This is a genomic window from Nocardia sp. XZ_19_369 (assembly GCF_015355715.1).
Lineage (GTDB): Bacteria > Actinomycetota > Actinomycetes > Mycobacteriales > Mycobacteriaceae > Nocardia.
In genome coordinates, this window is sequence record NZ_JACVED010000006.1 from 253,092 (window position 1) to 276,621 (window position 23,530).

The window sequence follows — 23,530 nt, forward strand, 5'->3', positions numbered from 1 at the left end:
ACCATGTTTCAGGGTTGGCGCAGCACGGATTCGACCAGTTCGCGCACCGCGCCGAGCAGCCGGTCGGTCTCACCGGAGCGGACCATGGTCGGCACCAGTTCGCCGCCGATCGCGGCGAGCAGCAACCTGCCGACCACCTGGGCGTCGACATCGGGGCGCGCTTCGTGCAGTAGCGCGGTGATGTGGTTGTCCCAGAACGCGTGGAACTCCCCGGTGCGCGGGTGCGGCGGCACCGTGCGGTAGGCGACCATCAGCTCCGAGTTCTCGATCACCAGACGCGTCATCGCGTCGAAGTAGGCGAGCAGTCGCGCGTCGGCCGGTGCGCCGGGGCCCAAGGGCGGCGGCCCGCTGGTGATGGCGTCCATCAACGTGAGCGCGCTCTCGGCGACCATCTCGTGCAGCAGTCCCGCGCGGTTGCCGAACCGGTGAAAGATGGTGCCCTTCCCCACCCCGGCCGCGGCGGCGACCCGGTCCATGGTGATCGCCTCGGCGCCGTGTTCGGCCAGCAGCGCGGTCGTCGCGTCGAGAATCGCACGCCGGTTGCGCGCGGCGTCGGCCCGTTCCTTCGGACGCCCGTCGGTCATCACACCCGCTTTCATTGACAAACTTGACCGCCGGTCCATATCGTTGCGGAAGCAACTGGACCGATAGTCAACTTATGGAGTTCACGATGAAGGCAATCGTAATGACGGGGACCGGCGGACCCGAGGTCTTGGTCCTCGAGGAGGTTGCGGGGCCGAAGGCCGGTGCGGGGGAGATCGTGATCCGCGCCGAGGCCATTCCGGTCCTGTTCCCGGAGACCAAGTTGCGCTCCGGGGAGTTCCCGCTCGGTGTCGAGCCGCCGCTGGTCTTCGGTTTCCAGGCAGCCGGCGTGGTCACCGAGGTGGGGGCGGAGGTGGATCCCGCACTGATCGGACGCCGGGTGACGGTGGCCACCATGGGTTTTGGCTCCTACGCCGAATTCGTCAGCGCCCCAGCCGGTTCCGTCACACTGATCCCGGACGGCCTGTCCTCGGTGGACGCGGCGGCGGTGCTGATGAGCGGGTCGGTGGCGTTGCCACTGCTGGAAACGGCCGAGCTCACCGGCACCGAGACGGTGCTGATCGAAGCCGCCGCAACGGGTATCGGCAGCTACCTCACCCAGCTCGCCAAGGAGTACGGCGCCGCGCGCATCATCGCCACAGCGGGCGGACCCGCGAAGATCGAGCAGGCCCGCAAGCTCGGCGCCGACGAGGTGATCGATCACAACGACCCCGAATGGCCGGACCGACTTCGCGAAATCCTCGGCGGCACAACACTCGACGTCGTCTTCGACTCGATCGGCGGCAGCACCACCCGCGACATCCTCGACCTCATGACGCCGCTGCACGGCCGCATGCTCAGCTACGGCTGGCTCTCCGGCACCCCGGCCCAGCTGACCGCCGCCGACCTGATCACCCGCGGCGTGACCCTTACCGGTTGCGCGGGTCCGGCTTGGCTGGCCCGAGTCGCCGCCGCCCACACCGCGACCCTGGACCGCGCCGCCACAGGAGGTCTGGACCCGCTCGTCGAAACAGTGCTCCCACTGGACCAAGCAGCACGGGCTCACCAGCTCATCGAGGGCCGCACACCCCTGGGCAGGATCATCCTCCGCCCGAACCACGAGTCGTAGCGGGCTACCAACCGTCAACTGGGGGTGCGGCGGGCGAAGTCGGGGGCGTGCTCGGGGAGGATGCCGCGGGCGACCAGGAACGGTGGGATGCTGCGCACCACAGGGATTCGGCGCAGTACACGGACCGGCAGCGGCGCCTGCGGGGCGTTGGCGATATTGATGCCGCCCGCGAGCGCCGGACGAAGCACCCGGGCGTGCAGAATCCGTTGCATGCCTTGGGTTACCACGGTCGGCAGGGTGCGGCGGCGCTGCACCCTGGCCAGGTCGCGGGTGCTGACGGTTTTCGAGAGCAGCGGCGCGGCAAGGATTCTCGCGGCGGCGACGGCGTCCTGGACGGCCAGGTTGATGCCGACACCACCGACCGGGGACATGGCGTGCGCGGCATCGCCGATGAACAGCAGTCCCCCGGTGTACCAGGTGGTCAGCCGGTCGAGCTGGACGTCGAGCAGCTTCACCTCGTCCCAGCTGGTGAGCGCGTCGGCCCGGTCCTTCAGCCAGGGCACCGCGTCGGCCATGGTGCGCATGATCTCCTCGACCGGGCCGCGTCGCGCCGCCGGGTCGGTGCCCTTGGCGATGAGGGTGGCGCACTGCCAGTAGTCGCCGCGGTCGAGCAGGACCGCGGCACGATGCGCGGTGACGATCGGTACCGCGCCGGCGGGGTCGATCTCGGTGCGCGGCAAGCGGAACCACCACACATCCATCGGCGTCGGCCAATTCCGCGACGCCAGGCCTGCGGCGGCGCGGAGCACCGAACCGCGCCCGTCGCGGGCAACAGTGAGATCGGCGCGGATCTCCCCGGTGCCACCGTCGGTGGTCCGATAGCCGACACCGGCGACCTTGCCGTCCGACCAGATCAGTTCGGTCGCTTCGGTATTCATCCGCAGCCGGAAGCTCGGCTCCTGCTTGGCGGCGCGCGCCAGCAGGTCGAGCAGGTCCCACTGCGGCACCATGGCGATGTACTTGTGCTTGCCGGGCAGATCCCGCAGCGAGGCGAACGTCTGCAATCCGGAGGCGGTGGCCAGCTGTATCTGTTCCAGTTTGCGCGCCGGCAGTTTCGCGAACTCCGCACCGAGCCCGAGCTCGTCGAGCAGGTCGAGGGTGGTGGGATGCACGGTGTCGCCGCGGAAGTCACGCAGGAAGTCCTTGTGCTTCTCCAGCACGGTCACCTCGACGCCGGCCCGCGCGAGCAGCAGTCCGAGGATCATCCCGGCCGGTCCCCCGCCGACCACCAGGCAGGTCGTGTGCTCCATCGACTGTCCCTCCTCGGTCGGTGCCGCAAGGTATCGCCTGTGCTGGAAATGCTACTGCCTGTGGCTGCGCGCCGGGCCGAGATGCGCTGTCGCGGATCGAAACTCGGTCGTCCCGTTCAGGACGTGGGTTCCTGCCGCAGGATGAAGAAGTACGGCTCGGCCAACCCGCGCATATCCATCACACCGAGCAGCGTGTGCGCGTCGACCCGGCGGAAGTGATCGATGATCGGCAGGTGGTCGTAGATCATCGCCGCACTGAGCACGCCGCGATACTCCACATTGCGCAAACGCGCTGTCGGCCGGTGCGTTTGGAAGGCGAACCGAAGGTAGCCGAGCATCTTCTTCCCGGCCCGCACACCCGCCATCGGCACCCGCCCCGCGAGACCGAGCGGCACCCGCCGCGGATCCACCGGAAACACCACGCCGTCGGCGGCGAACAGCAGCGGATGCACGGTATCCGCGTCGTCGAACTGCTTGCCGTACCACCCCGACGCGACCAGCACCCCGGCGAACGGATGCCCGGTGTCCAGCTCGTCGCCCTGCCAGCGTCCGGTGGTGATCTCGTCGAACGACACCGCGGGCAAGCTGTCGAATAACGCCGAGGCCTGCGCGGGGGTGCAGCGATGAGCGCGGAGTGCCGCCAGCTCGGCCGCTGCCGTTCCGTTCGTGTCGACCATGTCCGATCTCCTCACTGTTGCGATGATGCAACACTAACTCTATCTCTGTGTCTGAACCGCCTGCGTGCGCAGGGCGGAACAGGACTGGTCTGTCGGGTTTATCCGTTGTGCCGCTGCACGAATCGCCGGGCACAGCGACTGGCAGACGATTACTCTGAGGTCGTCTGTCGGGGCCCGCGGGGTGGAAAGAGAGCGCAGATGGGGCGTTTTTCAGCGCAGCTGCGAACCGATCTCGAGTGGATCAAATCCAATGCGGAAAGCGTGGTCGCGGTGGCGCTAGCCGTGACCATGAGCGTATTAGGCCTCGTCGACGTCATTCCCACCGATCTGGTCAGCAAGGTCATTCCGCTCACGCTCGGCGTGGTCGCCTATGCGATGCTCCGGGACCGGTGGCGCCAGGAATCGGTGAACGCGGAAATCCGGCAGACGATCACCGAGGTCGCAGGCACTCTGCGCGATCTCCATGAGCGGGTCGCCACCCTGACACCCGTCGAAGGCGTGCTGGAACGAACCCAGCGCACGCTCGACGACCTGGCCGCCGTGCGCTTCGCCGTCGGCACCGAGGTCTCCGAGGCCCTGGCCAAGGCGCGGCAGGGCACCGAACGCTGGACGTTCAAAGGCGGCACCGGCGCGCACACCCGCGTGGTGACGCTGCCGGACTGCCTCAAACAGGCCCATCACGACGGCCGGGATTTCCACGCGCGCATCGAGATTCTCGATCCCACCGATCTCGATGTCTGCCAACGCTATGCGGCGCTGTATCGGACGCTGGCCGAGGGCGAGAACGACGACGCGCTCACCTGGACCGGCAAGGGCACCCAAATCGAGTTGTACGCAACGATTCTCGCGGTCTGCTGGTACAAACAGCGGCTGCGCCAGTTTCTCGATATCGAGATCGCGCTCACCTCGAGTGTGTCGATGTTTCGCTGGGACATGTCCTCGCGCTATCTGATCGTCACCCAACGCGGACCGCGCTTTCCGGCGATGATCGTGCAACGCGGCCAGCCCTATTACGACTCGTGGCGCACCGAGTTGCAGACCAGCTTCCATGAATGCCGCCGCGTGCCCATCGAACGAGCGCCCCGGGTGCCGCTCGATCAGGAGCCGACCGTGGCGGAGGTACGGACGCTGTTCGAGGTCCTCGGCCTGGACATCCCCGACGATTACGACGACGCCGATGTCCAGGTGATCATCGAAAAGGCGCTGCGCGACAGCAATCCGTTCCTGCGCGGTGCCGGGGACAACCTCGCGCGCGGCGTCGCCTAGCTCAGAAGGGCGCGTCCAACGGTATCTGCCCGACCTCGGGCAGATACGGATCCAGCTCCCCGGATTCGAACCGTGCCATGCCGATCACATGCCAGAACTGACCCGCGGTATTGCCTTCGAACTTGTACCGCCCGTCGGGGGCGAGCGCCGCCCACCCCTCGGACAGTCCGAGCAGTTCCGCGCGAATGGTCGGTGCCGTCTCCTGGTCCGGATAGTCGCCGCCGGGCACGGTCCACAGGATCGTGTTGCCGTCGTCGCCGCCGCTGGCCAGCAGCCGCCCGGACGGGTGGAAGGCCAGCGACCACACCTGCCGCTTGTGCCCCTCCATGGTGTGCAGGTGACGCCCGGTTGCCATGTCCCACAGGCGAACCACCAGATCTTCGCCGCCGGTGGCCAGGATGCCGCTCTGCGGGTCGACCGCCGCCGCCCACACCCGACCGGTGTGCCGGGTGAGCTCGTGCAGGCAGGCCCCGGAGTCGGCGTCCCAGATGCGCACCGTCTTGTCCCAGGAGACACTGGCCACCCGGTCGCCGTGCAGGACGACCGCGTACACCCGATCGCGGTGCCCGTGCAACTCGCGCAGCAGCCTGCCGGATTCGACATCCCAGAGCCGTACCACCGCATCGTCGCAGCCGGTGGCCATGGTTGCGCCTTCGGCGTCGAAGGCGATGGACCGCACTCGTCCGTGGTGCTGCGAGCACACCATGTGCAGCGCGCCGGTGGTCCGGGACCAGATGATCACCGTGTCGTCGTCGTTCGCGGTGGCCACGTACTGATCGGTGGGATCGAAGGCGATCGCCCAGACCGGCGCGGCCTCGACATTGATGTGCCGCTGGAACAGGCCGGTGTCGAGGTTGAGCAGGCTCAACCGCCCGTCGTTGCCGACCACCGCGAGCTGCTGCGGCTGCACCGGACTGAACAGCGCCGTTTCGAAGGTGATCAGCCGGTCCTCGCTGCCGGCCAGGCGCCGGATCTGCTTGGCCGTCACCGGATCCCACAGCCGCACCACGCCGTCGTTGCCGCCGGCCGCCAGCAGCGTGCCGTCCGCGTTGAACGTCACCGACCGGACCTGCCGACCGTGCCCGGTCAGCACGTGCCTGGAGCCGCCCGTCACGGGATCCCAGAGCCGCGTGGTGAATTGGTCGTCGGTGACCGCGAGCTGCCCGCCGTCCGGCCGGAAGGCGAACGGCCAGATCGACCCGGTGTGCGCGGTGATCCGGTGCCGCAGTTCGGCGGTCGCGCTGTCGCGCAGCGTCAGCAGACCCGCGCTGTCACCGGCGGCCAGCAGGTCGCCGGTCGGATCGAAGACCACCCAGTAGATGGCCGCGTTGTGGTCGGACGGCGCGTGCCGCACCTGACCGGTCTCGACATCCCAGAGGCGCAGTCCCCCATCGGTATCCCCGCTGGCCAGCAGCGGCAACCGGGGATGGAAGGCCAGCGTGTACACCCGTCCGGTGTGACCGGGCAGCTCACGAATCAAGGTGCAGCGCACCGGATCCCAGAGTGCGACCAGGCCACGGACATCGCCGACCGCGAGCAGATCGCCGGCCGGGTTGAAGGCGATCCGGAACACCGAACCCGGCGCGCCGACGAATTTGCCGCGCTCCCGACCGGTTTCGGCATCCCACAGCCGCACCACACCGTCGCGGTACGCGGCGGCGACCACGCCGTCGTGAAAAGCCAAGCTGTAGATCAACTCCCGGCTGCCGTCCGCGGGAACGCATTCGTGCCGCAGGTCACCGCCGGGTAGCGACCACAGCCGCAGCATGCCCTCGGCATCGCCGGTGGCCAGCAGATCACCCGCGCGGCTCAGCATGACCGGCCACGGCCATTGGCTGTGGCCGTGCAGGATTCGGCGCAGCTCGCCGGTCGTCACGTCCCAGAGCCCGACGGTGCCGTCGCTGGACCCGCTGATCAGCACGGTCTCGGTGTAGGCGACCGCGAACGAGCGATTGCGGTGCCCCTGCAGCGTGCGCAGCGGCAGCCCGGTCTCGGAGTCACAGATCAGCACACCGCCGTCATCGCTGCCGATGGCCAGGGTGCCGCCGTCCGGGCTGTAGGCGACCGGCTGCGGCAACCGGCCGTGCCTGGCATGGAATCCGTGCCGGACACCGATTGCCGCAGGAGCGAATTCGGTCCTGGCCTCGGAGCCGGGCACCAGGGCGGCGCCGCGCAGATCGGTGCCCGCGGGGGTGCCGACGACATCGAGCAGTGCCGCGCGGTTCCAGCGACTACCCGGCGCACGGGACCCGGTCAGGTCCGCGCGGGCCAGCCGCGCCCTGGTGAAGTCGGCCTCGGTGAGATCCGCGCCGACCAGGCTCGCCTCGTCCAAGCGGGCGCCGACCAGCCGGGCACCACGCAGGATCGCCCGGTCCAGATTCACCCCGACCAGCCGGGCGCCGGACAGATCCGCGCCGGTCAGGTCGACCTGCTGCATATCGCGATAGGACAGGTCCTCGCCGGCCAGCACCGCGCCGCGCAGGTCGGCGGTGGGCGCGGTGCGCAGCCGGGTGGTCAGCCGGATCGCGTTGGTGCGGGAGACCTCGTCGGCGGCCGGGTCGTCGAGCACGCCGTCGGCCCAGGTGCGCGCGAACCGGATATCGGCCAGATCGCACAGGAAGTCGATGGACAGCTGGGACAGCGGCGCGTGCCCGAGCTGCGGCGGCGCGGCGACCCCCGCGGCGAACTGTTCGGCGATGTGGTTGGCCACCAACCATTCCGGCACCGACGAGTGGATGAAGCCGAACAGGTTGTCCTCGGTCCGCACCAGCAGGCTGCCGGACCCGATGGCGTGCGTCGACTGCTGTACCGACATCCGGTTGGCGCCGGTCATCTCCACCAAATGCTGTGCCACCTCGGTCAATTCGGCCAGCCGCAGGTACGGCTCGCCGGTCTCCCAGATGCGCAACGCGAATTCGGTGACCGCGAGCCACAATTCGTGCAGGCCGAGACCGGGCAGCGAGCCCGCCGTCGCGGCGGTGCGATCGGCCTCGTAGGACAGCCAGGATTCGAGGATCTCCCGATACAGTCCGGCCGCGCCGACGGTCTGCTGGGCGCCCGCCGCGGCCCGCAACCGCCGCTCGTCCAGATCGGCGATGAAGCTCAGCATGCGCGGGTTCTGGGCCAGGCCGAGCAGATCCTGGATGCCGGTGATCAGTCGCATCCTGGCGTCGGCGCGCGGCACGTCGCCGCCGTAGCGGTTGGTGAGGAAGGCGTGCACCTGCGCGGGCGCGAACTCCTCGATGCTGAGGATCTGCCGGTCCTGGAGCAGCCCGACCCGCTCCCCCAGCGCGGTAAGCACCTGCGCACGGGACTCGAAATGCTGAGTGCGGCTCGCCACAATGATTTTCGCCTTACCGACCGCGGCTTGCAGCAGTGTCTCCAGATGGTCGGCGGCGAACTCGTAGCTGATCCGGGTGACGAGTTCGTCGAAGCCGTCGAACAGCAGCACCACCCGGCCCTCACGGAGCATGTAGCGCAACGCTTTCAGGTCGATCCGGTCCTCGCCGTGGTTGGCCAGGTGCGCGGCGACCAGCGCGTCCACCGAATGCGTTTTGTCGAGGGTGCGCAGGTCGATCAGGATCGGGATCAGCGCGGGCCTGGTCTCGGTGATGCGGCGGGCCACCTCGTGCAGCGCGAAGGTCTTGCCGCGGCCGAAATCGCCGAGCACCAGCACGAATCGGCCGTGATCGACGGCGACCAGGCGCAGCAGTTCGGCGACTAGGTCGTCGTGCACCGGTTGTTCACCGTGCTCCAGCAGCCGGAAACGCTGCGGCACATAGAGATCCGGCGGGTAGCGGCGGTCGGTGCGCAACCGCTCCACCTGCTTGGCCAGATACTCGTCCAGGTCCAGCAGGCCCTGGAATTCGGTGAAGCTGCGCACCCGCAGGCCGTGGCTGGCGGCTTCGTCGCGCAGCGAACGCGGCGGCGGCGCACCGCGATAGACGAGTTCGGAGCCGTATTCCGGGTCGTGGCCGAGGAATTCCTCGACCACCCGCCTGGTCATGTCGCCGACGTGCACGCCGACGCGCCACTGCGCGGTGACCTCGTCGCGCTGATGGGTGAGCAGCAGGTGCGGCGGGTCGGTCTCCACGCGACGGATCTTGGCTTCCGGATACCGGGATTCGCATACCTCGACCACCCGCTCCAGCAGCCGGCCGTGCGGGTCGAGCACGGCGGGGGCCTCCAGGGCGGCGGGCTCGGTGAGCTCGTCCGGGCCGGTGAGCTCGGCCGGGGTGTCCGAGGCCAGTGCCGCAACGGCATTCGTCCATGGCTCGGCCAGCCGTGCAGTGGGCTCCGCGGGATCCTTTGCGGTCGCGGAGAAACGGGCGAGGCCCTCGTGGGTCAGCTGGATGATCTCGTCGCGGCCGGCCGCGGCGCCGGGAATGACGGGCAGCCTGCCGTCCAGCCGATCCAGGTGCGGCCCACCGGGACCCGGGCCGTGCAGCAGCAGATTCAGCCGGCCGCCGAGCAGCCGCGACAGCGTGTCCGCGTCGCGCAGCAGCGCGGGATCGCGGGGCGAGGCGGCCGGGCCGGGCAGCGGGTCGTGCCGGACCACACCGAGGCGGAGCCAGCCGCTCTCCTCGAACTGCCGCAGCCGCTCGGCGAACCAGGCGGCCTGGGGCTCGCCGATGCTCCCGTAGTCGTCGTCGGGCAGGTGGGTCGCCGCCATGGTCGAGTTCAAACCCGCTACCACCACCCGCAATTCGGGGATCGGGAACAGCGTCCACGGCTGGCCGACGTCGAACACCAGATGGTCCAGGCCCTGGTACAACTCGGCGAACAACCGCGCGTACTGCTCGAGTTTCGGGAAGTACGGCGGCTGCGGTTTGCGGTCGCGCGCTTCGCAATTCAGGAAGTAGGCGTGGCAGGCCACCTTGGAGACATCGTGATTGCCCGGCACCACTATCAGCCGGTCGGGTTCGAGTCCGAGCAACACGCGCAACCCGGTCAGGAAGGTCAGTGCCTCGTCCACCTCGCGCGGACGGCCGGATTCGGTCACATCGCCGGTCACCACGATCAAGTCGGGTTTCGGCACACCCTGACCGACCAGCTGGGTGACGTTCGCGTAGATGCGCGACTGGAGTTCGCGGGCGGTGCTCGGCTCGTCGGACGCGAACAGCCCACGGCCGAAGCGAGGGCCGGCCACGTGCAGCACGCTGACTCCGGAACGGTGCTCGTCCCGGTGCTTGCCGCCCGGAAAGGCCGGGGCCGCAACGGGAGTGCGCCTGCTCATCGGGGACTCGACGGTGCCTGCCGGGTCTTCCTCGCCGTAGCGGTCCGGTAGCGCGCCGACACCGAGTTCGTTCGGGAAGCGGGGTTCGATGTGCGGTTTGCCCCGGCCCGCGAGCAAGTGCCGCACCCGCTCCAGCAGGATGCGGCGGGCTTCCTCGTCGGTCGGCACACCCACCAGGTCGATGTAGGTGATGGTGGCGAGCAGCCCCTCCAGCACGCAGTCGGCGACGCGGATCGGCAGCAGCTTGCCGGGGTCGGTGCGGAACGCGGCCTGCCATTCCATTGTCCCGTAACGCGATTGGAGGTAGTTCTCGGAGAGCACCGCGAGCACGACGGTCGAATCGCGCACGCCGCGGTCCATGAAGTCGATGAAGTTGGTGCCGGGCACGAAGTCCCAGGCCTGGATCAGGGTGCGATATCCGGCGCTCTCCAGCTGCCAGGCCAGCCACGTCGCCCATCGTTCGTCCGCCGGGGAATAGCTGATGAAGAAGTCCCGTGCCCGCCCACCCTGCTGTGTCACGCACCCAGTATGGCCCAGGCCAATAGCATGGCAGCTGTGCCCGAACAGGTCGACTCCTCCGAACGGAACCCTCCGGCGAGCGCCGCGGCGTCGGCCGAACGCCGGTACTGGGGTTTGAGCGTGCTGGACTGGGTCCGGGTCGGGCTGCTGCTCGCCGGGCTGTTGTGCGTGCTCACCGGGCTGTTGCCGCGCGACGAGGCCGCGGACAACATGCGCAGGATCGGCCCGCTGCTGCTGTTTCTCGGCAGCGTGATCGTGCTGGCCGAGCTCACCCGGCAGGCCAAGGTGTTCGACGTGATCGCGCACCGGCTGGCCATTCTCGGACGGGGGTACTACCCGGCGCTGTTCGTGCTCTGCGTGCTGTTCGCCGCCGCCACCACGACACTGTTGAACCTCGATACGACGGCCGTGCTGATCACCCCGGTCATGCTCGCGCTGGCCGCACCTGCGCGCATTCCACCGCTCCCGCTGGCCATGACGACGATTTGGCTCGCCAACACGGCCAGCCTGCTGCTGCCGGTCTCCAATCTGACCAATCTGCTCGCCGCCGATCGGGTCGCGCTGACGGCGCCCGAATTCGCCGCGAAAATGTGGGCACCGCAGCTGGTTTCGCTGGCGGCGACGATGCTGTGCCTCTGGGTCTGGTATTGGCGGCGCGGACGCCGCGACAACGACCGCTACCTGCCGCCCGAGCCGATCCGGCCGCAGAATGCGAAGGAACGGGTGTTGATGTACACCACTGCGGGGGCCTGCCTGCTGTTCATCTTCGCTATCCCGTTCGTCGGCCACCGCATCGGCATCGCCGCGACCATCGCCGCCGCCATCGCGGTGCTCGCCTTCGTCGTCTTCGACCGCTCGTCGCTGCGCTGGGCGCTGTTCCCTTGGCGGCTACTGGTTTTCGTCGTCGGGCTATTCCTCGTGGTGCCCACCCTCGGCCGCCTCGGCCTGTCCGATCTGATGCACACGTTGATCGGATCGGACTCGGGCGCGGCCGGTGCCTTCCGCGCGGCGGGTGCGGGCGCGACGCTGTCGAACATCGCCAACAATCTCCCCGCCTACACCGCGGGTGAAGCGGTCGTGCCGCCGGAGAACCACAATCAACTGCTGGCCTTGCTCATCGGCACCAATATCGGTCCGATCGTCACCCCGTGGGCGTCGCTGGCGACACTGCTCTGCCTGGAATTCTGCCGCACACACAACGTTCGAGTCCCCATGCTGCGCTTCGTGCTGACCGGACTCGGGCTCGCCGTCGTCGGCACCACCGGCGCCGTCGCGGCCCTACTCGTCTTCGGCTAGTCGGGTAATCCGGTGACAGTGACCTCTGCCGCGGACTTCACCAGCAACGTCAGTTCGGGGATCATCTCGGCGCTGCCTGCGATGAAATCCACTTCGCCGACGGGTAATTCGAGGCGCTCGTCGAGGGTGGTGCCGTCGAAGTCGGTGAGGTGCATGCCGGATTCGCGGGCGAGCAGGGCGCCGGCGGGGAGGTCGACGAGGCCGGCGCGGTAGCCGACGAAACCGTCGATGTCACCGTTGCTCAGCATGACCCAGCACAGCAGCGGGGACCAGAGTTGGATCAGACGGCGGGAAGCCGATTCCAGGGTGAGGCGCAGGGCGCGGGCGGTCGGGTCGGCACGGGTGACCGGGTAGCCCTGAAGCCACGCGAGCACCGGGGCGGCCGCGGGACGGTGCGCCGGATGCCAGAGCGGGCCGTTCGGGCCGAAGGCGCCGCGGCCGCGGACGGCGGTCCAGGTGTGGTCGGCGATCGGTTCGTGCACCACGCCGAGGACCGGTGTTCCGTTGTGGCACAGCGCGATACCGACTGTGCAGACCGGCAGGCCGATGGTGATGTTGTTGGTGCCGTCCAGCGGGTCGACGACCCAGCACCAGGTGTCGTCGGTGCTGTCGAGGACGCCGGACTCCTCGGCGAGGATGCGATGGTCCGGGAAGACTCGACGCAGATGGCCCAGGATGATCTGCTCCGCGCGCAGATCCAGGTCGGTGACCACGTCGCCGGTCGCGTCCTTGGTGTGCACGGTCAGCGCGCCGAGCAGCCCGGCGCGGATCGCACGGCCCGCTTCGACCGCCGCCGTGACGGCCACCTCGGCCGCGACATCGAGCAAGGTGTCCGGGAGTACCAGGTTCATTACGTCGCCCGCTCGCATCGGTTCTCCAGTTGCTTCCGTAGCGGCTGATCCCGCAGGTGGGCCAGCACGGTGTGCGCTGCGCGCCGGGTCTCGGTGGGGGTGCACAGCGTTCGATGCACCCAGTGGTCGCTGGTGGCGATCGTACCGAGCGACAGGTCCGGCCGGTCGCGATTGTCCTCGCCGAGCACGACCGTCGCCGCCTCGCCGTGCACATCGGACACGTGGAACGCACCGTTCGGAAGGGTGTATACCTCGCCCGAGTGGAAGTATTCGCGCGAGCGGGTCCGGTAGCTGACCAGCCGCTGTGTCGCCCGCACCAGGTCGCCGTCCGCGGTGCTCTGGATCTCGAACAGACGATGCGTGGGACGAGCCGGCGCACTGTCTATCTCGATGATCTCGTTGCCGACGGTGCCGTACAGCACGGTGCTGAGCAGGTCCCAGCTGTGCGCGTGCACCTTCGAGGTGGTCGAGTCGTCGCGCACCCCCTCGGTCCAGACGTGCACGCAGATACCGAGACCGCCACCGCGCCACGCGGGAAAACACAAGAACCCCAACGGATGCCGGACCGCGGCCAGCTCCGAGCTACCGTCGACGACACCCGCGAGCACGTCGCGGGCCCAGCGGCGCACCGCGGCGCCGGTGGCATCGGAACCGATCAACGTGCGGACGCGGGCATATTCGTTCACTAATACGGGTTCCTCGGCTGGAGCGCGCGACGCACGATGTCGGCGACGTCGCGATCGGTGAAAGCGGCCGGGAGTTCCAGCGAGAGCAACTGGAACAGGCTGCGGACCTGGTCGACGGTCGGCTCGTCGGACAGCGGCAGTTCCTCGCTACGGCTCAGCGGGACCTGCTTGGTCTGCTTGAAGCTGGCGACCAGTTCGCGGTTGAAATCACGGTAATACGGTTTGTCCCGCTCGAACATCAGCGCGGGCGTGTTCGGATTGTCCTGGGTGACGATCACGCAGCTGGACGACAGATCCCAGCGGAACGTCGTCATCACCGTCGACAAGCCGACGTCGATGGTCAGGAAGGTGAACCGCTGCCGGTACCAGCAGGCGGCCAGCACGGTGGCGAAGGCTTCCTTGCGGGTGCGTTCGGTGGTCCACGACTCGCCGGTGCGGTCGGCCTCGGGCGACAGCGACGAACGGAACTGGGCGTAGGTCTTGCACAGCGCTTCGTTGGTCGGGTCGAGAATCTCCAATTGCACACGCAGCGGGCGTTGTTCGCGCCGCGCGTTCTCCACACACTCGCGCAGCGTCACGGCGCGGATGTAGGTTCCGGTGCCGCCCTTGAAGATCCACTGCTCGGTGCCGCGCCTGGCCAGCGTGTGCGCGTGCCCGATCTCCGGTCCGTACAGCAGCTGCACCGAATTCGCGTCGCGCACAGCCTGAGCCGACAGGTGCCGATCGCGCAGCAGGGTGGTCGCCAGCAACGCGAGCACCAGCAGCACCGCCGCGTTGACGTTGTCCACGCTGATCACGTCGAGGACCGCGAGCAGGCCGACCACCACGGCGAGCACCAACGCGACCACACCGTCGACGTTGTTACGCAACCAGATCAGCAACCGCCCCATGCGGCCTCCCCTCTATTCCCCCCAGGATAGAGGCAGCCGTCGACCCGTCGCGAAAGAAAGCGGAAGTCGTGCCGCGCCAACAGGTTGGCAGGGCTGGTGGTTGCCCAGGCACCGAGCCCGCCTGCTGGTCAGCGTGTTCCAGCCCACATCCGGTCCCCTTGACCTCGAGTGCGGTTGAGGAAACAGGATGGGAACCGGTCGCCGAGCACTCGGCGGCAGCAGGCCCGGATGCCTCGGCATCCCGCTCCCGCCGGTCCCGTACACCCCCGGCGGGAGCGCAAGGGTCGGCGCACAAAAAGCGACAGCCGCACGCTTTCCGATGTCCCGCATAGGGAATCGCATGCGATTCGGTATGCGCTCAGTCAGAAGGTGTGCGGCTGGGCGTTAGTTGGGGGTGGTTGGTTCCCACTCGTGGACGGTCACCGTCGAAGAACCGGTGGTGTACACCGGGTCGGCGAACGCGAGTTCCGTTGCGGCGTCGAGGTTTTCGGCGGTGATGAAGTACGCCCCACCGGTGCCGTCGGTGAAGCGCGCGCTCTCCACCAGTTGACCGCGCTCGCTCAGCTGCTTCAGGAAGAGCTTGTGCGGCTCGATCACGGCCGGGTCGAAGCGCGGCGTGCGCATCGCCAGGACCAGGTACTTCTTCACGCCTCGGCCTCGGGGCGCGGCGCGCGGGTGGCGGCCGCCGCGGCACGCACCTGCGGCGCGATCAGCACGACCTGGCCGAGCACGCCGTTCACGAACGACGGGGAGTCGTCGGTGGACAGCTCCTTGGCCAGCTCCACCGCCTCGTCCACCGCGACGACCGGCGGAACATCGTTGGCGTGGAACAACTCCCACACCGCGATCCGCAGAATGGCGCGGTCGACGGCGGGCAGCCGGGACAGCTCCCAGTCCTTCAGGTAGGACTCGATGGTGCCGTCCACCCGGTCGAGGTCGTCGGCGACGCCCTCGACCAGCGTGTGCGTGTAGGCGTGCACTGGCGCGACCGCTTGGTCGCGGGCCGCCAGCTCGACCCGCTCGTCGAGCAGGTCGGCCGGGTCGACGTCGCGTGCCTCTGCCTCGAAGAGCAGATCCACGGCCCGGCGGCGGGCTTTGTGCCGCGTGCCGAGCTTCTTGAACGACTTTTTGTCTAACGGCTGTTCAGCCACAGTCACCATTATCCCAGTCGCTGTATCTATGGCGGTCGGAGCGGGCCCTGCGTGGTTACGCTGCGCTACCGCCTCCGGGCCTGACGCTCCCACCGCGGGGGGCGATCAGGCGTTGACTCGGCCGAGGTAGCTGCCATCACGCGAGTCGATGCGCAGCTTGTCGCCGGTGTTGATGAACAGCGGGACCTGGACCTCGGCGCCGGTCTCCAGTTTGGCGGGCTTGGTGCCGCCGGTGGAGCGGTCGCCCTGCAGGCCGATGTCGGTGTGCTGAACCTCGAGCTCGACGGTGACCGGGAGCTCGACGTACAGCGGCGCGCCCTCGTGCGTGGCGACCTGCACGGTCATGTTCTCCAGCAGGAAGCGCGCGCCGGGGCCGATGGTCTCCTCGGTGATGGAGATCTGGTCGTAGGTGTCGCCGTCCATGAAGACGTAGTCCGAACCGTCGTGGTACAGGTAGGTCATGTCGCGGCGGTCGACCGTCGCGGTCTCCACCTTGACGCCCGCGTTGAAGGTCTTGTCGACGACCTTGCCGGACAGCACGTTCTTCAGCTTGGTCCGCACGAAGGCGGGACCCTTGCCCGGCTTGACGTGCTGGAATTCGACGATCTGCTGGAGCTGACCGTCGATCTTCAGCACAAGGCCGTTCTTGAAGTCGCTGGTGTCCGCCACTGTCCTCGGATCTCCTAATTCGTAAACAACATGGTGGTCGACCGACGTCAATCGACGACGGTCAGGTCTTTGCTGGTGTTGGTGAGCAACTCCGGGCCCCCTTCGCGCACCACGAGCGTGTCCTCGATCCGGACCCCGCCGCGGCCGGGAAAGTACACACCGGGTTCGACGGTCACCGCCACGCCAGCAAGAAGTGTACCGGTTCCGTTTTTCGCGATGCCCGGCGCTTCGTGGATCTGCAATCCCACCCCGTGCCCGAGGCCGTGCACGAACAGCTTGCCGTGTCCGGCCGCCTCGATCACCGCGCGCGACGCCGCGTCCACGTCGGCGACCTTCACTCCCGGACGCAGGGCTTCCCGTCCCGCCCGCTGCGAGGCTTCGACCAGCTCATACACCTCGCGTTGCCAGTCGCTGGGGGTGCCGAGCACGAAGGTGCGGGTCATGTCCGAGTGGTAGCCGCCGATCGTGGCGCCGAAGTCGAGTTTGACGAAATCACCGGCGGCCAGCACCGCCTCGGTCGGCCGATGATGCGGGACAGCCGAATTCACCCCGGTCGCGACGATGGTCTCGAACGACACCGCGTCGGCGCCGTGCTCGTACATCGCCCACTCCAGGTCCCTGGCGACCTGCCGTTCGGTGCGGCCGGGGCGCAGCAGGCCGCGTTCCAGCAGCGTGGCGAGCCCGGCGTCGCCCACCGCACAGGCCGCGCGGAGCTGGGCCACCTCGTAGGCGTCCTTGACCATGCGCAGCTGCTCGACCAGGCCGGGTGTGGGGACGAAATCCAGGCCGGTGCGCTGCTCGACGAAGCCGCGATGTTGCTCGACGGTGACGATGTGGCTCTCGTAGCCGACGCGGCCGAGCTGCCACTCCCCTGCCAACTCGAGGATCCGGCGGGCGGTCGCCCTGGCGATCTCGGCGCGTAGATCCGGCACCTGCTCGGCGACCTGGGTGCGATAGCGGCCGTCGGTGCCGATCACCGTGCGCTCCTCGGCATTGCGCATGTCCCAGGAGTGCACGAGCAGCGCCGCGTTGGATCCGGTGAACCCGGTCAGGTATCTGAGGTTCACCAGATCGGTGACCAGCAGAGCGTCGACCCCGTTCTCCACCAGCAGGCTCCGCAGCGCGCCACGCCGCGCGGCGTAGTCGGGCGCCTGGCCCACGTGATCAGCACACATGGTTCAAAGCTACCGCTGACACGCCGTATCGCCCGCATACAACACGTGCTCCGGCTGCCGCGAGTGCGCTGACCTCGTGCGGAAGATCATGCCTGCGATCGCGGATGCTGTTGGTACTTGCCGATTTACGAACCGGGCGGCATGGGGATCGATCGTTGTCCACATGTCGGAAAGCTATCCACATTCGGGTCGAGCGGGGTTGTCACGTTCCGCGATCGGACGAGAGTGGACGGCATGCCGAATGTTGCCTTCGCCGCCCTCCTCGCGTGGTGTGTTGTGTTGAGCGTCATCGATTTTCGACAGCGGAGATTGCCGAATTCGCTGACCGGAGGGGGTGCCGTCGCGGTGTTCGGTTATGCCTTGTCCACAGATCAATGCACAGCCGCATTCGTGGGTGCGGCGCTGCTCGCGGTGCCGTATCTACTGGTGCATCTGGCGCTACCCGCGGCGTTCGGTGCCGGAGATGTGAAGCTTGCCGTCGGGTTGGGCGCGGCGGCGGCGCTCGGTGGTGGGGACGTGTGGGTTCAGGCGGCGGTGGCCGCGCCGTTGCTCACGGCGTGCGCGGGGATTGCCGTGATTGTTCTGTGCCGGATTCGTGGTCGCATCGATTTCTGCCGCCTGACCCGCGATCCCACCGATCGACCGGCGCCTGATGCTCATGACCGGCACGGGGTGTGGAAGCGAGCGCGAGCACGCCTTGGTCGGATTCCACCGAGCCCTTCGAATGCGCCGCCGCGCGCCGAATTGGTCGCCACGGGCAAGCGCAACAGGCCCGGCCGAATCGCGGTACCGCACGGGCCTGCCATGTGTATAGCCACAGTGTGTGCGCTGGCCACCGCGAGTGCCGGATGATGCGTCTCGCGGTGGGTGCGCCGAACGTGCCCGTCATCACTGCGGGCCGCGTGCCGGAGCAGACGCGCCGACATGGGAAGATGGAGCACGTGTTGCGCTGGATAACTGCCGGAGAATCCCACGGTCCCGCTCTCGTCACCATCCTCGAGGGGATGGTGGCCGGTGTCGAGGTCACGTCCGACGAGATCTCCGCGCAGTTGGCGCGCCGCAGGCTCGGGTACGGCCGCGGCGCCAGGATGAAGTTCGAGGCCGACAAGGTGACGGTCGTCGGCGGTGTCCGGCACGGCCGCACCATGGGCGGACCGGTCGCCATCGAGATCGCCAACTCCGAGTGGCCCAAGTGGACGACGGTCATGTCCGCCGACCCGGTCGACCCGGACGAACTCGCCGAACTGGCCCGCAATGCCCCGCTCACCCGGCCGCGGCCCGGCCACGCCGACTACTCCGGCATGCTCAAGTACGACTTCGACGACGCACGCAACGTGCTGGAACGCGCCAGCGCCCGGGAAACCGCGGCACGCGTCGCGGCGGGCACCGTGGCGCGGAACTTCCTGCGGCAGGCGTTCGGCGTCGAGGTGATCTCGCACGTCGTCTCGATCGGCACCGCCCAGAACACCACGGGCGTCATCCCGGCCGCCGCCGACCTCGCCGCCATCGACGAGAGCCCGGTGCGCGCGTTCGACAAGGACGCCGAGGCCGCGATGATCGCCGAGATCGAGGCGGCCAAGAAGGACGGCGACACCCTCGGTGGCGTCGTAGAGGTGGTCGTCGAGGGTCTTCCGGTCGGACTCGGCTCGTTCACCAGCGGCGAGAACCGTCTCGATTCCCGGCTCGCCGCCGCGCTCATGGGCATCCAGGCCATCAAGGGCGTCGAGGTCGGCGACGGTTTCGAGACCGCGCGCCGACGCGGCAGCCAGGCGCACGACGAGATGCGGCCCGGCAGCGACGGCGTGCTGCGCTCGACGAACCGGGCAGGCGGCCTGGAGGGCGGCATGACCAACGGCGAAGCGCTGCGCGTGCGTGCCGCGATGAAGCCGATCTCCACCGTGCCCCGCGCCCTGGCCACCGTCGACATGACCACCGGCGAGGAAGCCGTCGCCATCCACCAGCGCTCGGACGTGTGCGCAGTGCCCGCCGCGGGCGTCGTCGCGGAGTCCATGGTCGCGCTGGTCGTCGCGCAGGCCGCGCTGGAGAAGTTCGGCGGCGACTCGCTCGGCGAGACCCTGGAGAACATCACCAGCTACGTCAAGCGGATCAGCGCCCGCCCGCACAACGCGCCCGCTGACACCAGCACGCCATGATCGTGCAGACCGATCCGCGCGCGCCGCGCGTGGTGCTGGTCGGACCGCCGGGCGCGGGGAAAACGACGATCGGCCGCAAGCTCGCCAAGGAACTCGGCGTCGAGCTGTACGACACCGACGCGGGCATCGAACGCGAGACCGGGCGCACCATTCCGGAAATCTTCGCCACCGACGGCGAACCCGAGTTCCGCCGGATCGAGGAGCGGGTGGTGCGCCGCGCCATCCTCGCCGAGCGCGGCGTCGTCTCGCTCGGCGGCGGCGCCGTACTGTCCGAGGACACCAGGGCGCTGCTGCGCAACCGCACCGTCGTCTACCTGGAAATCAGTGTCGGCGAAGGACTCCGCCGCACCGGGGCGAGCACCAATCGGCCGCTGCTCAACGGGGCCGACCCCGCCGCCAAGTACCGCGAGCTGATGCGCAAGCGGCGCCCGCTCTACCGCGAGGTCGCCACCGTCCGGGTGCGCACCGACGGCCGCAGCCCGGGACGCGTCGTCAAAATGGTGCTCGCCAAACTCGGTTTCGAACCGGTCACCTCGGACACCGGCGCGGACGGCGACTGTCCGGAGCTCACCGACACCACGACTCCGCCGACCACCGCCGAAGACACCGCAACGCCGCAGGGCAGCAGTCGATCTCGGGCCCGGCGCCGCGCACGTGCGCGTGCTGCCGCGCGCAGGGCAGCCGCCGCGCGGGAGGCCGCAGAGGGATCCGGCGAGCAGGAGACGTCCGCTGCGGTGGAGAAGTCCGTTGCGAACGCGGGACGGAGCTGGCGCACGCGGCGAGGTGGTAGCGAGTCCGCGATAGCGACCAACTCAGCTGCGAATGCCCCGGCGACCGCAGAGTCCGCAGCGACCAACTCAGCTGCGAACGGCCCGTCCACCACTGAGACCGCGGCGCCGAAATCTTCCGGCTCGACTGGAAGAGGCTGGCGCGCTCGCCGGTCGGCCGCCGCGGAGGCCGACGCGACAGCACCGTCGAACGGCACGGAAGATTCCGGCCAAGGCAAGTCGTCGAGCGGGCGGGCCAGACGAGCCCGGGCGCGGCGGGCTCGCGTTCGCGCACGCAAACACCAGGAAGCATCAACAGAATCGGAGCAGCAGACGTGAGTGAGCCGAATCGTCTCGAAGTTCGTACCGCGGACCCGTATCCGGTGATCATCGGCCGTGGGCTGCTCGGTGAGCTCGTCGAGGCGGTCAACGGCGCGACGAAAGGCGTGCGGTCGGTGGCGATCTTCCATCAGCCGCCGCTCGCCGAGACCGCCGAGGCAGTGCGCAAGGCGTTGGCCGACACCGGCATCGACGCCCATCGCATCGAGATCCCGGACGCCGAGGCGGGCAAGGAACTCGCCGTCGCGGGCTTCTGCTGGGAGGTGCTCGGGCGGATCGGCCTGACCCGCAACGATGTCGTGGTGAGCCTCGGCGGCGGTGCCGCAACCGATCTGGCCGGCTTCGTGGCCGCCACCTGGATGCGCGGCGTGCAGATCGTGCACGTGCCGACCACGCTGCTGGCCATGGTGGACGCGGCCGTCGGCGGCAAGACCGGCATCAACACCGAGGCGGGCAAGAACCTGGTCGGCTGCTTCCACGAACCCGCCGCCGTGCTCGTCGACCTCGCGACCCTGGAAACCGTGCCGCGCAACGAGATCGTGGCCGGCATGGCCGAGATCATCAAGGCCGGTTTCATCGCCGACCCGGTGATCCTCGATCTGGTGGAGCGCGACCCCGAGGCCGCCCTCGACCCGACCGGTGACGTGCTGCCCGAGCTGATCCGGCGCGCCATACAGGTGAAGGCCGACGTGGTCGCCGCCGACCTCAAAGAGGCCAGCCTCCGCGAGATCCTCAACTACGGCCACACCCTCGGCCACGCGATCGAGCGCCGCGAGCGCTACCGCTGGCGTCACGGCGCGGCTGTCTCGGTCGGCCTGGTCTTCGCCGCCGAACTCGGCCGCCTCGCAGGCCGTCTCGACGACGCCACCGCCGACCGCCACCGCGCCGTCCTGGAAAGCGTCGGCCTGCCGACCACCTACGACGCCGACGCCCTCCCCCAGCTCCTCGACACCATGCAAACCGACAAGAAAACCCGCTCGGGCGTGCTGCGTTTCGTCGTCCTGGACGGCCTGGCCAAGCCCGGCCGCCTGGAAGGCCCCGACCCCACCCTCCTCGCCGCCGCCTACTCCGCCATCGCCCGCGAAGGCACCCCGAGCACCGGCATCCTTCTGTAATCCGCGCTCGCACAGCAGAAACGGCGCACCCCTACGGGTGCGCCGTTTCTGTCTCCGTGAACCTCTGCCTGATCGCGATCAGCGAGCCACAGACGCCAGCGGCACGAGGCAGACGTCGTAGACGTTCTCGTACCTCGCGCAAGCGGGCTACTCGCTGTGAACGGGGCCCGGGGGACGTTTAGGGGTTCGGGATCCAAAGGTCGTACCGAATGTGATTGTCCATTCGCTCGACACAGACAAAATGGGGAGACCAGTTCGGCCCGTCCTTTGTGCAACTTCCCCACGAAACGTTCGACGCCGAAGCTACGCATACGTAGTTCCATCTCGGCTGGTTCGACGAACAGCCATTCTGCGCGGCCGCCTGTCCGGCGAACACGACCGTCGACGCGGCGAGCGCCATCGCCGCAGCAACCCCAAGTCGAATCAACATACCAATGTCCCCTCCCATTGAAATTCATTGGACAGCAAGAGAATACCGGCGATCCGGGCAGCATCGAGGCCACCGTGCAGCAGGTTGGCAGTGCCACGGTCGAAGGTTGGCAGCCTTGTCACCATGGCAGCGCAATGACGGCAGTGGCGGTCGATGACCACAAAAGCACGGCCCGGCTGGCTGAGGCTTCGGGTCATGCGGGCTGCGGGTCCTTGACGGGCGCGGACTGGCGGCGGCCGGTCGGGCTCGCACAGGTCCGGCAGACGCAGGTCACGCCCGGGTGCCCGATCAAGCCGGGCGTGCTCGGCTCGAGCCGAGCACGGGACAGGCGGGCGGAAGTCGCGCTGGGGCGGGGGGTGGCGCGCCGGTCAGCCGAGAACGGGCAAGGGCGAGCAAATTCGCGCCGTGGATCAAACCGGTGTGGGTGCGGGGGTGGGCTGTTTGTTGTTGGCGCGGTCCGCGAGGATTCGGCCGAGGCCGACGCCGATGAGGGCGGGGATGAAGATGAGCAGGACGATGAATGCGGAGCCAGCGGTGAGTTCGAAGAGAATGCCGTTGTCGCCGAGGTCGAACTTGGGCAGCCAGTCGAGGAGCCATGCGCCGAGACCGCTACCGACGCCACCCGCCACCGCGGCCTTCAACCAGAGCAGGGTCAGGTCGGTGCCGCGTTCGGGATCGGGCTGGGCCGACCGGTCCTTGCGTCCGTCCAGCAATCCCCAGTACAGCACGACGGCGACGAGCAGGAACAGGCCGAACATCCGCATCCACACCCCGTGGGTCGGCCAGTTCACCATCGCGAACCCGAGCGCGGCACGCAGGAAAACGACCAGCGCGCCGAGCACGATGGCCCGCAACACCCAAGCATTCATGCGCACCACCATAACCCTGCCCCTCGCCGAACCAAACTAGAACCGGTATCAGTTTCTGACGAAGTGTTCTCCTACCGACGGCAGCGCCGACTGACCCGACTCCAGCAGCAGAACTATGCCGACGCTCGTCGGCCGCACACGGGCACGCACTCCCTGCTGCACGCCATTCGCCGACAGCACACGAGCACGCGCTGCGGGCTGCATGCCATTCCCGCCCAGGTAGGTCATGGGACCGCGCAAGATCGGTGCGTGCCACCACGTCGGCAGCGGTTGCAGTGGCAGTCATTTCCGTCGAGCGGGCTGGCGAGCCGACGGCGACAGCACCTCGCGTCTACCGGCATCTCGTTGGCACGCGGTCCGCCCGCCCGCCGATCCCGCTCAGGTAAGCCGTGCATCCCGTGTCCGCCGGCATCCTGTGTTCGCCGCCCGAGTCTGCAGCACAACCGTCGTCTGCAGCGACCACCCTGATAACACAAACCAAGGGCACCTTCTCGATCGATCACCCCAGCACCAAGCGCAACCGCACCACCATGTCCCCCT

19 protein-coding genes and 1 pseudogene are annotated in these 23,530 nt (G+C 68.5%); 7 read left to right on the forward strand and 13 right to left on the reverse strand.

All coding sequences use genetic code 11. The features are described 5' to 3' along the window. Positions 1-8 precede the first annotated feature (8 nt). Positions 9-599 (reverse strand): TetR/AcrR family transcriptional regulator, encoded by a 591-nt coding sequence (locus tag IBX18_RS23350; protein ID WP_373889221.1) that lies wholly within the window; start codon positions 597-599, stop codon positions 9-11. Between the two features lie 71 nt (positions 600-670). Here IBX18_RS23350 and IBX18_RS23355 point away from each other — a divergent pair, with 71 nt between their 5' ends. Continuing rightward, positions 671-1,651, forward strand: a complete 981-nt coding sequence (locus tag IBX18_RS23355) for a zinc-binding dehydrogenase (RefSeq protein WP_228541615.1) — start codon at positions 671-673, stop codon at positions 1,649-1,651. A gap of 14 nt (positions 1,652-1,665) precedes the next feature. On the opposite strand, the gene IBX18_RS23360 is transcribed toward IBX18_RS23355, so the two are convergent. Then, positions 1,666-2,901, reverse strand: a complete 1,236-nt coding sequence (locus IBX18_RS23360) for an FAD-dependent oxidoreductase (RefSeq protein WP_194835688.1) — start codon at positions 2,899-2,901, stop codon at positions 1,666-1,668. A gap of 116 nt (positions 2,902-3,017) precedes the next feature. Continuing rightward, positions 3,018-3,578: a DUF4334 domain-containing protein gene (locus IBX18_RS23365; protein WP_194835689.1), complete on the reverse strand. Its 561-nt coding sequence runs from the start codon at positions 3,576-3,578 to the stop codon at positions 3,018-3,020. A gap of 198 nt (positions 3,579-3,776) precedes the next feature. Here IBX18_RS23365 and IBX18_RS23370 point away from each other — a divergent pair, with 198 nt between their 5' ends. Continuing rightward, a complete protein-coding gene (locus tag IBX18_RS23370) occupies positions 3,777-4,844 on the forward strand; it encodes a hypothetical protein (RefSeq protein WP_194835690.1) in 1,068 nt (355 codons plus the stop codon). Position 4,845: 1 nt separating this feature from the next. Here the strand turns inward: IBX18_RS23370 and IBX18_RS23375 are convergent, their stop codons facing one another. Then, positions 4,846-10,599, reverse strand: a complete 5,754-nt coding sequence (locus tag IBX18_RS23375; RefSeq protein WP_194835691.1) for a TIR domain-containing protein — start codon at positions 10,597-10,599, stop codon at positions 4,846-4,848. Between the two features lie 27 nt (positions 10,600-10,626). On the opposite strand from IBX18_RS23375, the gene IBX18_RS23380 reads away from it, so the two are divergent. Continuing rightward, a complete protein-coding gene (locus IBX18_RS23380) occupies positions 10,627-11,895 on the forward strand; it encodes an SLC13 family permease (RefSeq protein WP_194835692.1) in 1,269 nt (422 codons plus the stop codon). Here the strand turns inward: IBX18_RS23380 and IBX18_RS23385 are convergent. The 7 genes from IBX18_RS23385 to IBX18_RS23415 form a co-directional block, all read right to left on the reverse strand. Further along, positions 11,892-12,764, reverse strand: a complete 873-nt coding sequence (locus tag IBX18_RS23385; protein WP_228541616.1) for an inositol monophosphatase family protein — start codon at positions 12,762-12,764, stop codon at positions 11,892-11,894. The genes IBX18_RS23380 and IBX18_RS23385 overlap by 4 nt on opposite strands. Further along, positions 12,746-13,432: a hypothetical protein gene (locus IBX18_RS23390; protein ID WP_194835694.1), complete on the reverse strand. Its 687-nt coding sequence runs from the start codon at positions 13,430-13,432 to the stop codon at positions 12,746-12,748. The genes IBX18_RS23385 and IBX18_RS23390 overlap by 19 nt, the downstream gene beginning before the upstream one ends. Beyond that, positions 13,432-14,322: a hypothetical protein gene (locus IBX18_RS23395; protein ID WP_107657961.1), complete on the reverse strand. Its 891-nt coding sequence runs from the start codon at positions 14,320-14,322 to the stop codon at positions 13,432-13,434. The genes IBX18_RS23390 and IBX18_RS23395 overlap by 1 nt, the downstream gene beginning before the upstream one ends. 384 nt (positions 14,323-14,706) lie before the next feature. Next, complete coding sequence (locus IBX18_RS23400; protein WP_194835695.1) at positions 14,707-14,970, reverse strand: YciI family protein; 264 nt, start codon at positions 14,968-14,970, stop codon at positions 14,707-14,709. Further along, positions 14,967-15,473 carry a transcription antitermination factor NusB gene (gene nusB, locus IBX18_RS23405; RefSeq protein ID WP_194835696.1) on the reverse strand — a complete coding sequence of 169 codons (507 nt, stop codon included), beginning with the start codon at positions 15,471-15,473 and terminating at the stop codon, positions 14,967-14,969. Before nusB ends, IBX18_RS23400 begins: the two co-directional genes overlap by 4 nt. Before the next feature lie 105 nt (positions 15,474-15,578). Then, positions 15,579-16,142 carry an elongation factor P gene (efp, locus tag IBX18_RS23410; protein WP_194835697.1) on the reverse strand — a complete coding sequence of 188 codons (564 nt, stop codon included), beginning with the start codon at positions 16,140-16,142 and terminating at the stop codon, positions 15,579-15,581. Between the two features lie 47 nt (positions 16,143-16,189). After that, positions 16,190-17,317, reverse strand: coding sequence for a Xaa-Pro peptidase family protein (locus tag IBX18_RS23415; RefSeq protein WP_194835698.1), 1,128 nt, complete (start codon positions 17,315-17,317; stop codon positions 16,190-16,192). Between the two features lie 234 nt (positions 17,318-17,551). On the opposite strand from IBX18_RS23415, the gene IBX18_RS23420 reads away from it, so the two are divergent. The 4 genes and pseudogenes from IBX18_RS23420 to aroB all read left to right on the forward strand — a co-directional run bounded on the left by IBX18_RS23420 (position 17,552) and on the right by aroB (position 21,691). After that, positions 17,552-18,169 (forward strand): A24 family peptidase, encoded by a 618-nt coding sequence (locus IBX18_RS23420; RefSeq protein ID WP_194835699.1) that lies wholly within the window; start codon positions 17,552-17,554, stop codon positions 18,167-18,169. An 89-nt stretch (positions 18,170-18,258) separates the two neighbouring features. Next, positions 18,259-19,470 carry a chorismate synthase gene (aroC, locus tag IBX18_RS23425; protein ID WP_147139473.1) on the forward strand — a complete coding sequence of 404 codons (1,212 nt, stop codon included), beginning with the start codon at positions 18,259-18,261 and terminating at the stop codon, positions 19,468-19,470. Then, positions 19,467-19,985 (forward strand): annotated as a pseudogene (locus IBX18_RS42230) (shikimate kinase); the annotation flags it as partial. The gene aroC and the pseudogene IBX18_RS42230, both read left to right, overlap by 4 nt. A 587-nt stretch (positions 19,986-20,572) precedes the next feature. Continuing rightward, complete coding sequence (gene aroB / locus IBX18_RS23435; protein ID WP_107657968.1) at positions 20,573-21,691, forward strand: 3-dehydroquinate synthase; 1,119 nt, start codon at positions 20,573-20,575, stop codon at positions 21,689-21,691. 423 nt (positions 21,692-22,114) lie between these two features. Here aroB and IBX18_RS23440 read toward each other — a convergent pair whose 3' ends face one another. Both IBX18_RS23440 and IBX18_RS23445 read right to left on the reverse strand, forming a co-directional pair. Then, positions 22,115-22,318 carry a hypothetical protein gene (locus IBX18_RS23440; protein WP_194835701.1) on the reverse strand — a complete coding sequence of 68 codons (204 nt, stop codon included), beginning with the start codon at positions 22,316-22,318 and terminating at the stop codon, positions 22,115-22,117. A gap of 213 nt (positions 22,319-22,531) precedes the next feature. Beyond that, the gene (locus IBX18_RS23445; RefSeq protein WP_228541617.1) at positions 22,532-22,990 is read right to left on the reverse strand and encodes a B-4DMT family transporter; all 459 of its coding nucleotides are present in this window, start codon (positions 22,988-22,990) and stop codon (positions 22,532-22,534) included. Positions 22,991-23,530: the final 540 nt, after the last annotated feature.

What these genes read in the sequence shown, in the direction of transcription:
- IBX18_RS23440 (WP_194835701.1), bottom strand. Translation starts at nt 22,318, where the DNA reads ATGACCCGAAGCCTCAGCCAGCCGGGCCGTGCTTTTGTGGTCATCGAC.
- IBX18_RS23420 (WP_194835699.1), top strand. Translation starts at nt 17,552, where the DNA reads ATGCCGAATGTTGCCTTCGCCGCCCTCCTCGCGTGGTGTGTTGTGTTG.
- IBX18_RS23380 (WP_194835692.1), top strand. Translation starts at nt 10,627, where the DNA reads ATGGCAGCTGTGCCCGAACAGGTCGACTCCTCCGAACGGAACCCTCCG.
- IBX18_RS23445 (WP_228541617.1), bottom strand. Translation starts at nt 22,990, where the DNA reads ATGAATGCTTGGGTGTTGCGGGCCATCGTGCTCGGCGCGCTGGTCGTT.
- IBX18_RS23370 (WP_194835690.1), top strand. Translation starts at nt 3,777, where the DNA reads ATGGGGCGTTTTTCAGCGCAGCTGCGAACCGATCTCGAGTGGATCAAA.
- IBX18_RS23355 (WP_228541615.1), top strand. Translation starts at nt 671, where the DNA reads ATGAAGGCAATCGTAATGACGGGGACCGGCGGACCCGAGGTCTTGGTC.
- IBX18_RS23365 (WP_194835689.1), bottom strand. Translation starts at nt 3,578, where the DNA reads ATGGTCGACACGAACGGAACGGCAGCGGCCGAGCTGGCGGCACTCCGC.
- IBX18_RS23415 (WP_194835698.1), bottom strand. Translation starts at nt 17,317, where the DNA reads ATGTGTGCTGATCACGTGGGCCAGGCGCCCGACTACGCCGCGCGGCGT.
- IBX18_RS23350 (WP_373889221.1), bottom strand. Translation starts at nt 599, where the DNA reads ATGAAAGCGGGTGTGATGACCGACGGGCGTCCGAAGGAACGGGCCGAC.
- IBX18_RS23385 (WP_228541616.1), bottom strand. Translation starts at nt 12,764, where the DNA reads ATGCGAGCGGGCGACGTAATGAACCTGGTACTCCCGGACACCTTGCTC.
- IBX18_RS23395 (WP_107657961.1), bottom strand. Translation starts at nt 14,322, where the DNA reads ATGGGGCGGTTGCTGATCTGGTTGCGTAACAACGTCGACGGTGTGGTC.
- IBX18_RS23360 (WP_194835688.1), bottom strand. Translation starts at nt 2,901, where the DNA reads ATGGAGCACACGACCTGCCTGGTGGTCGGCGGGGGACCGGCCGGGATG.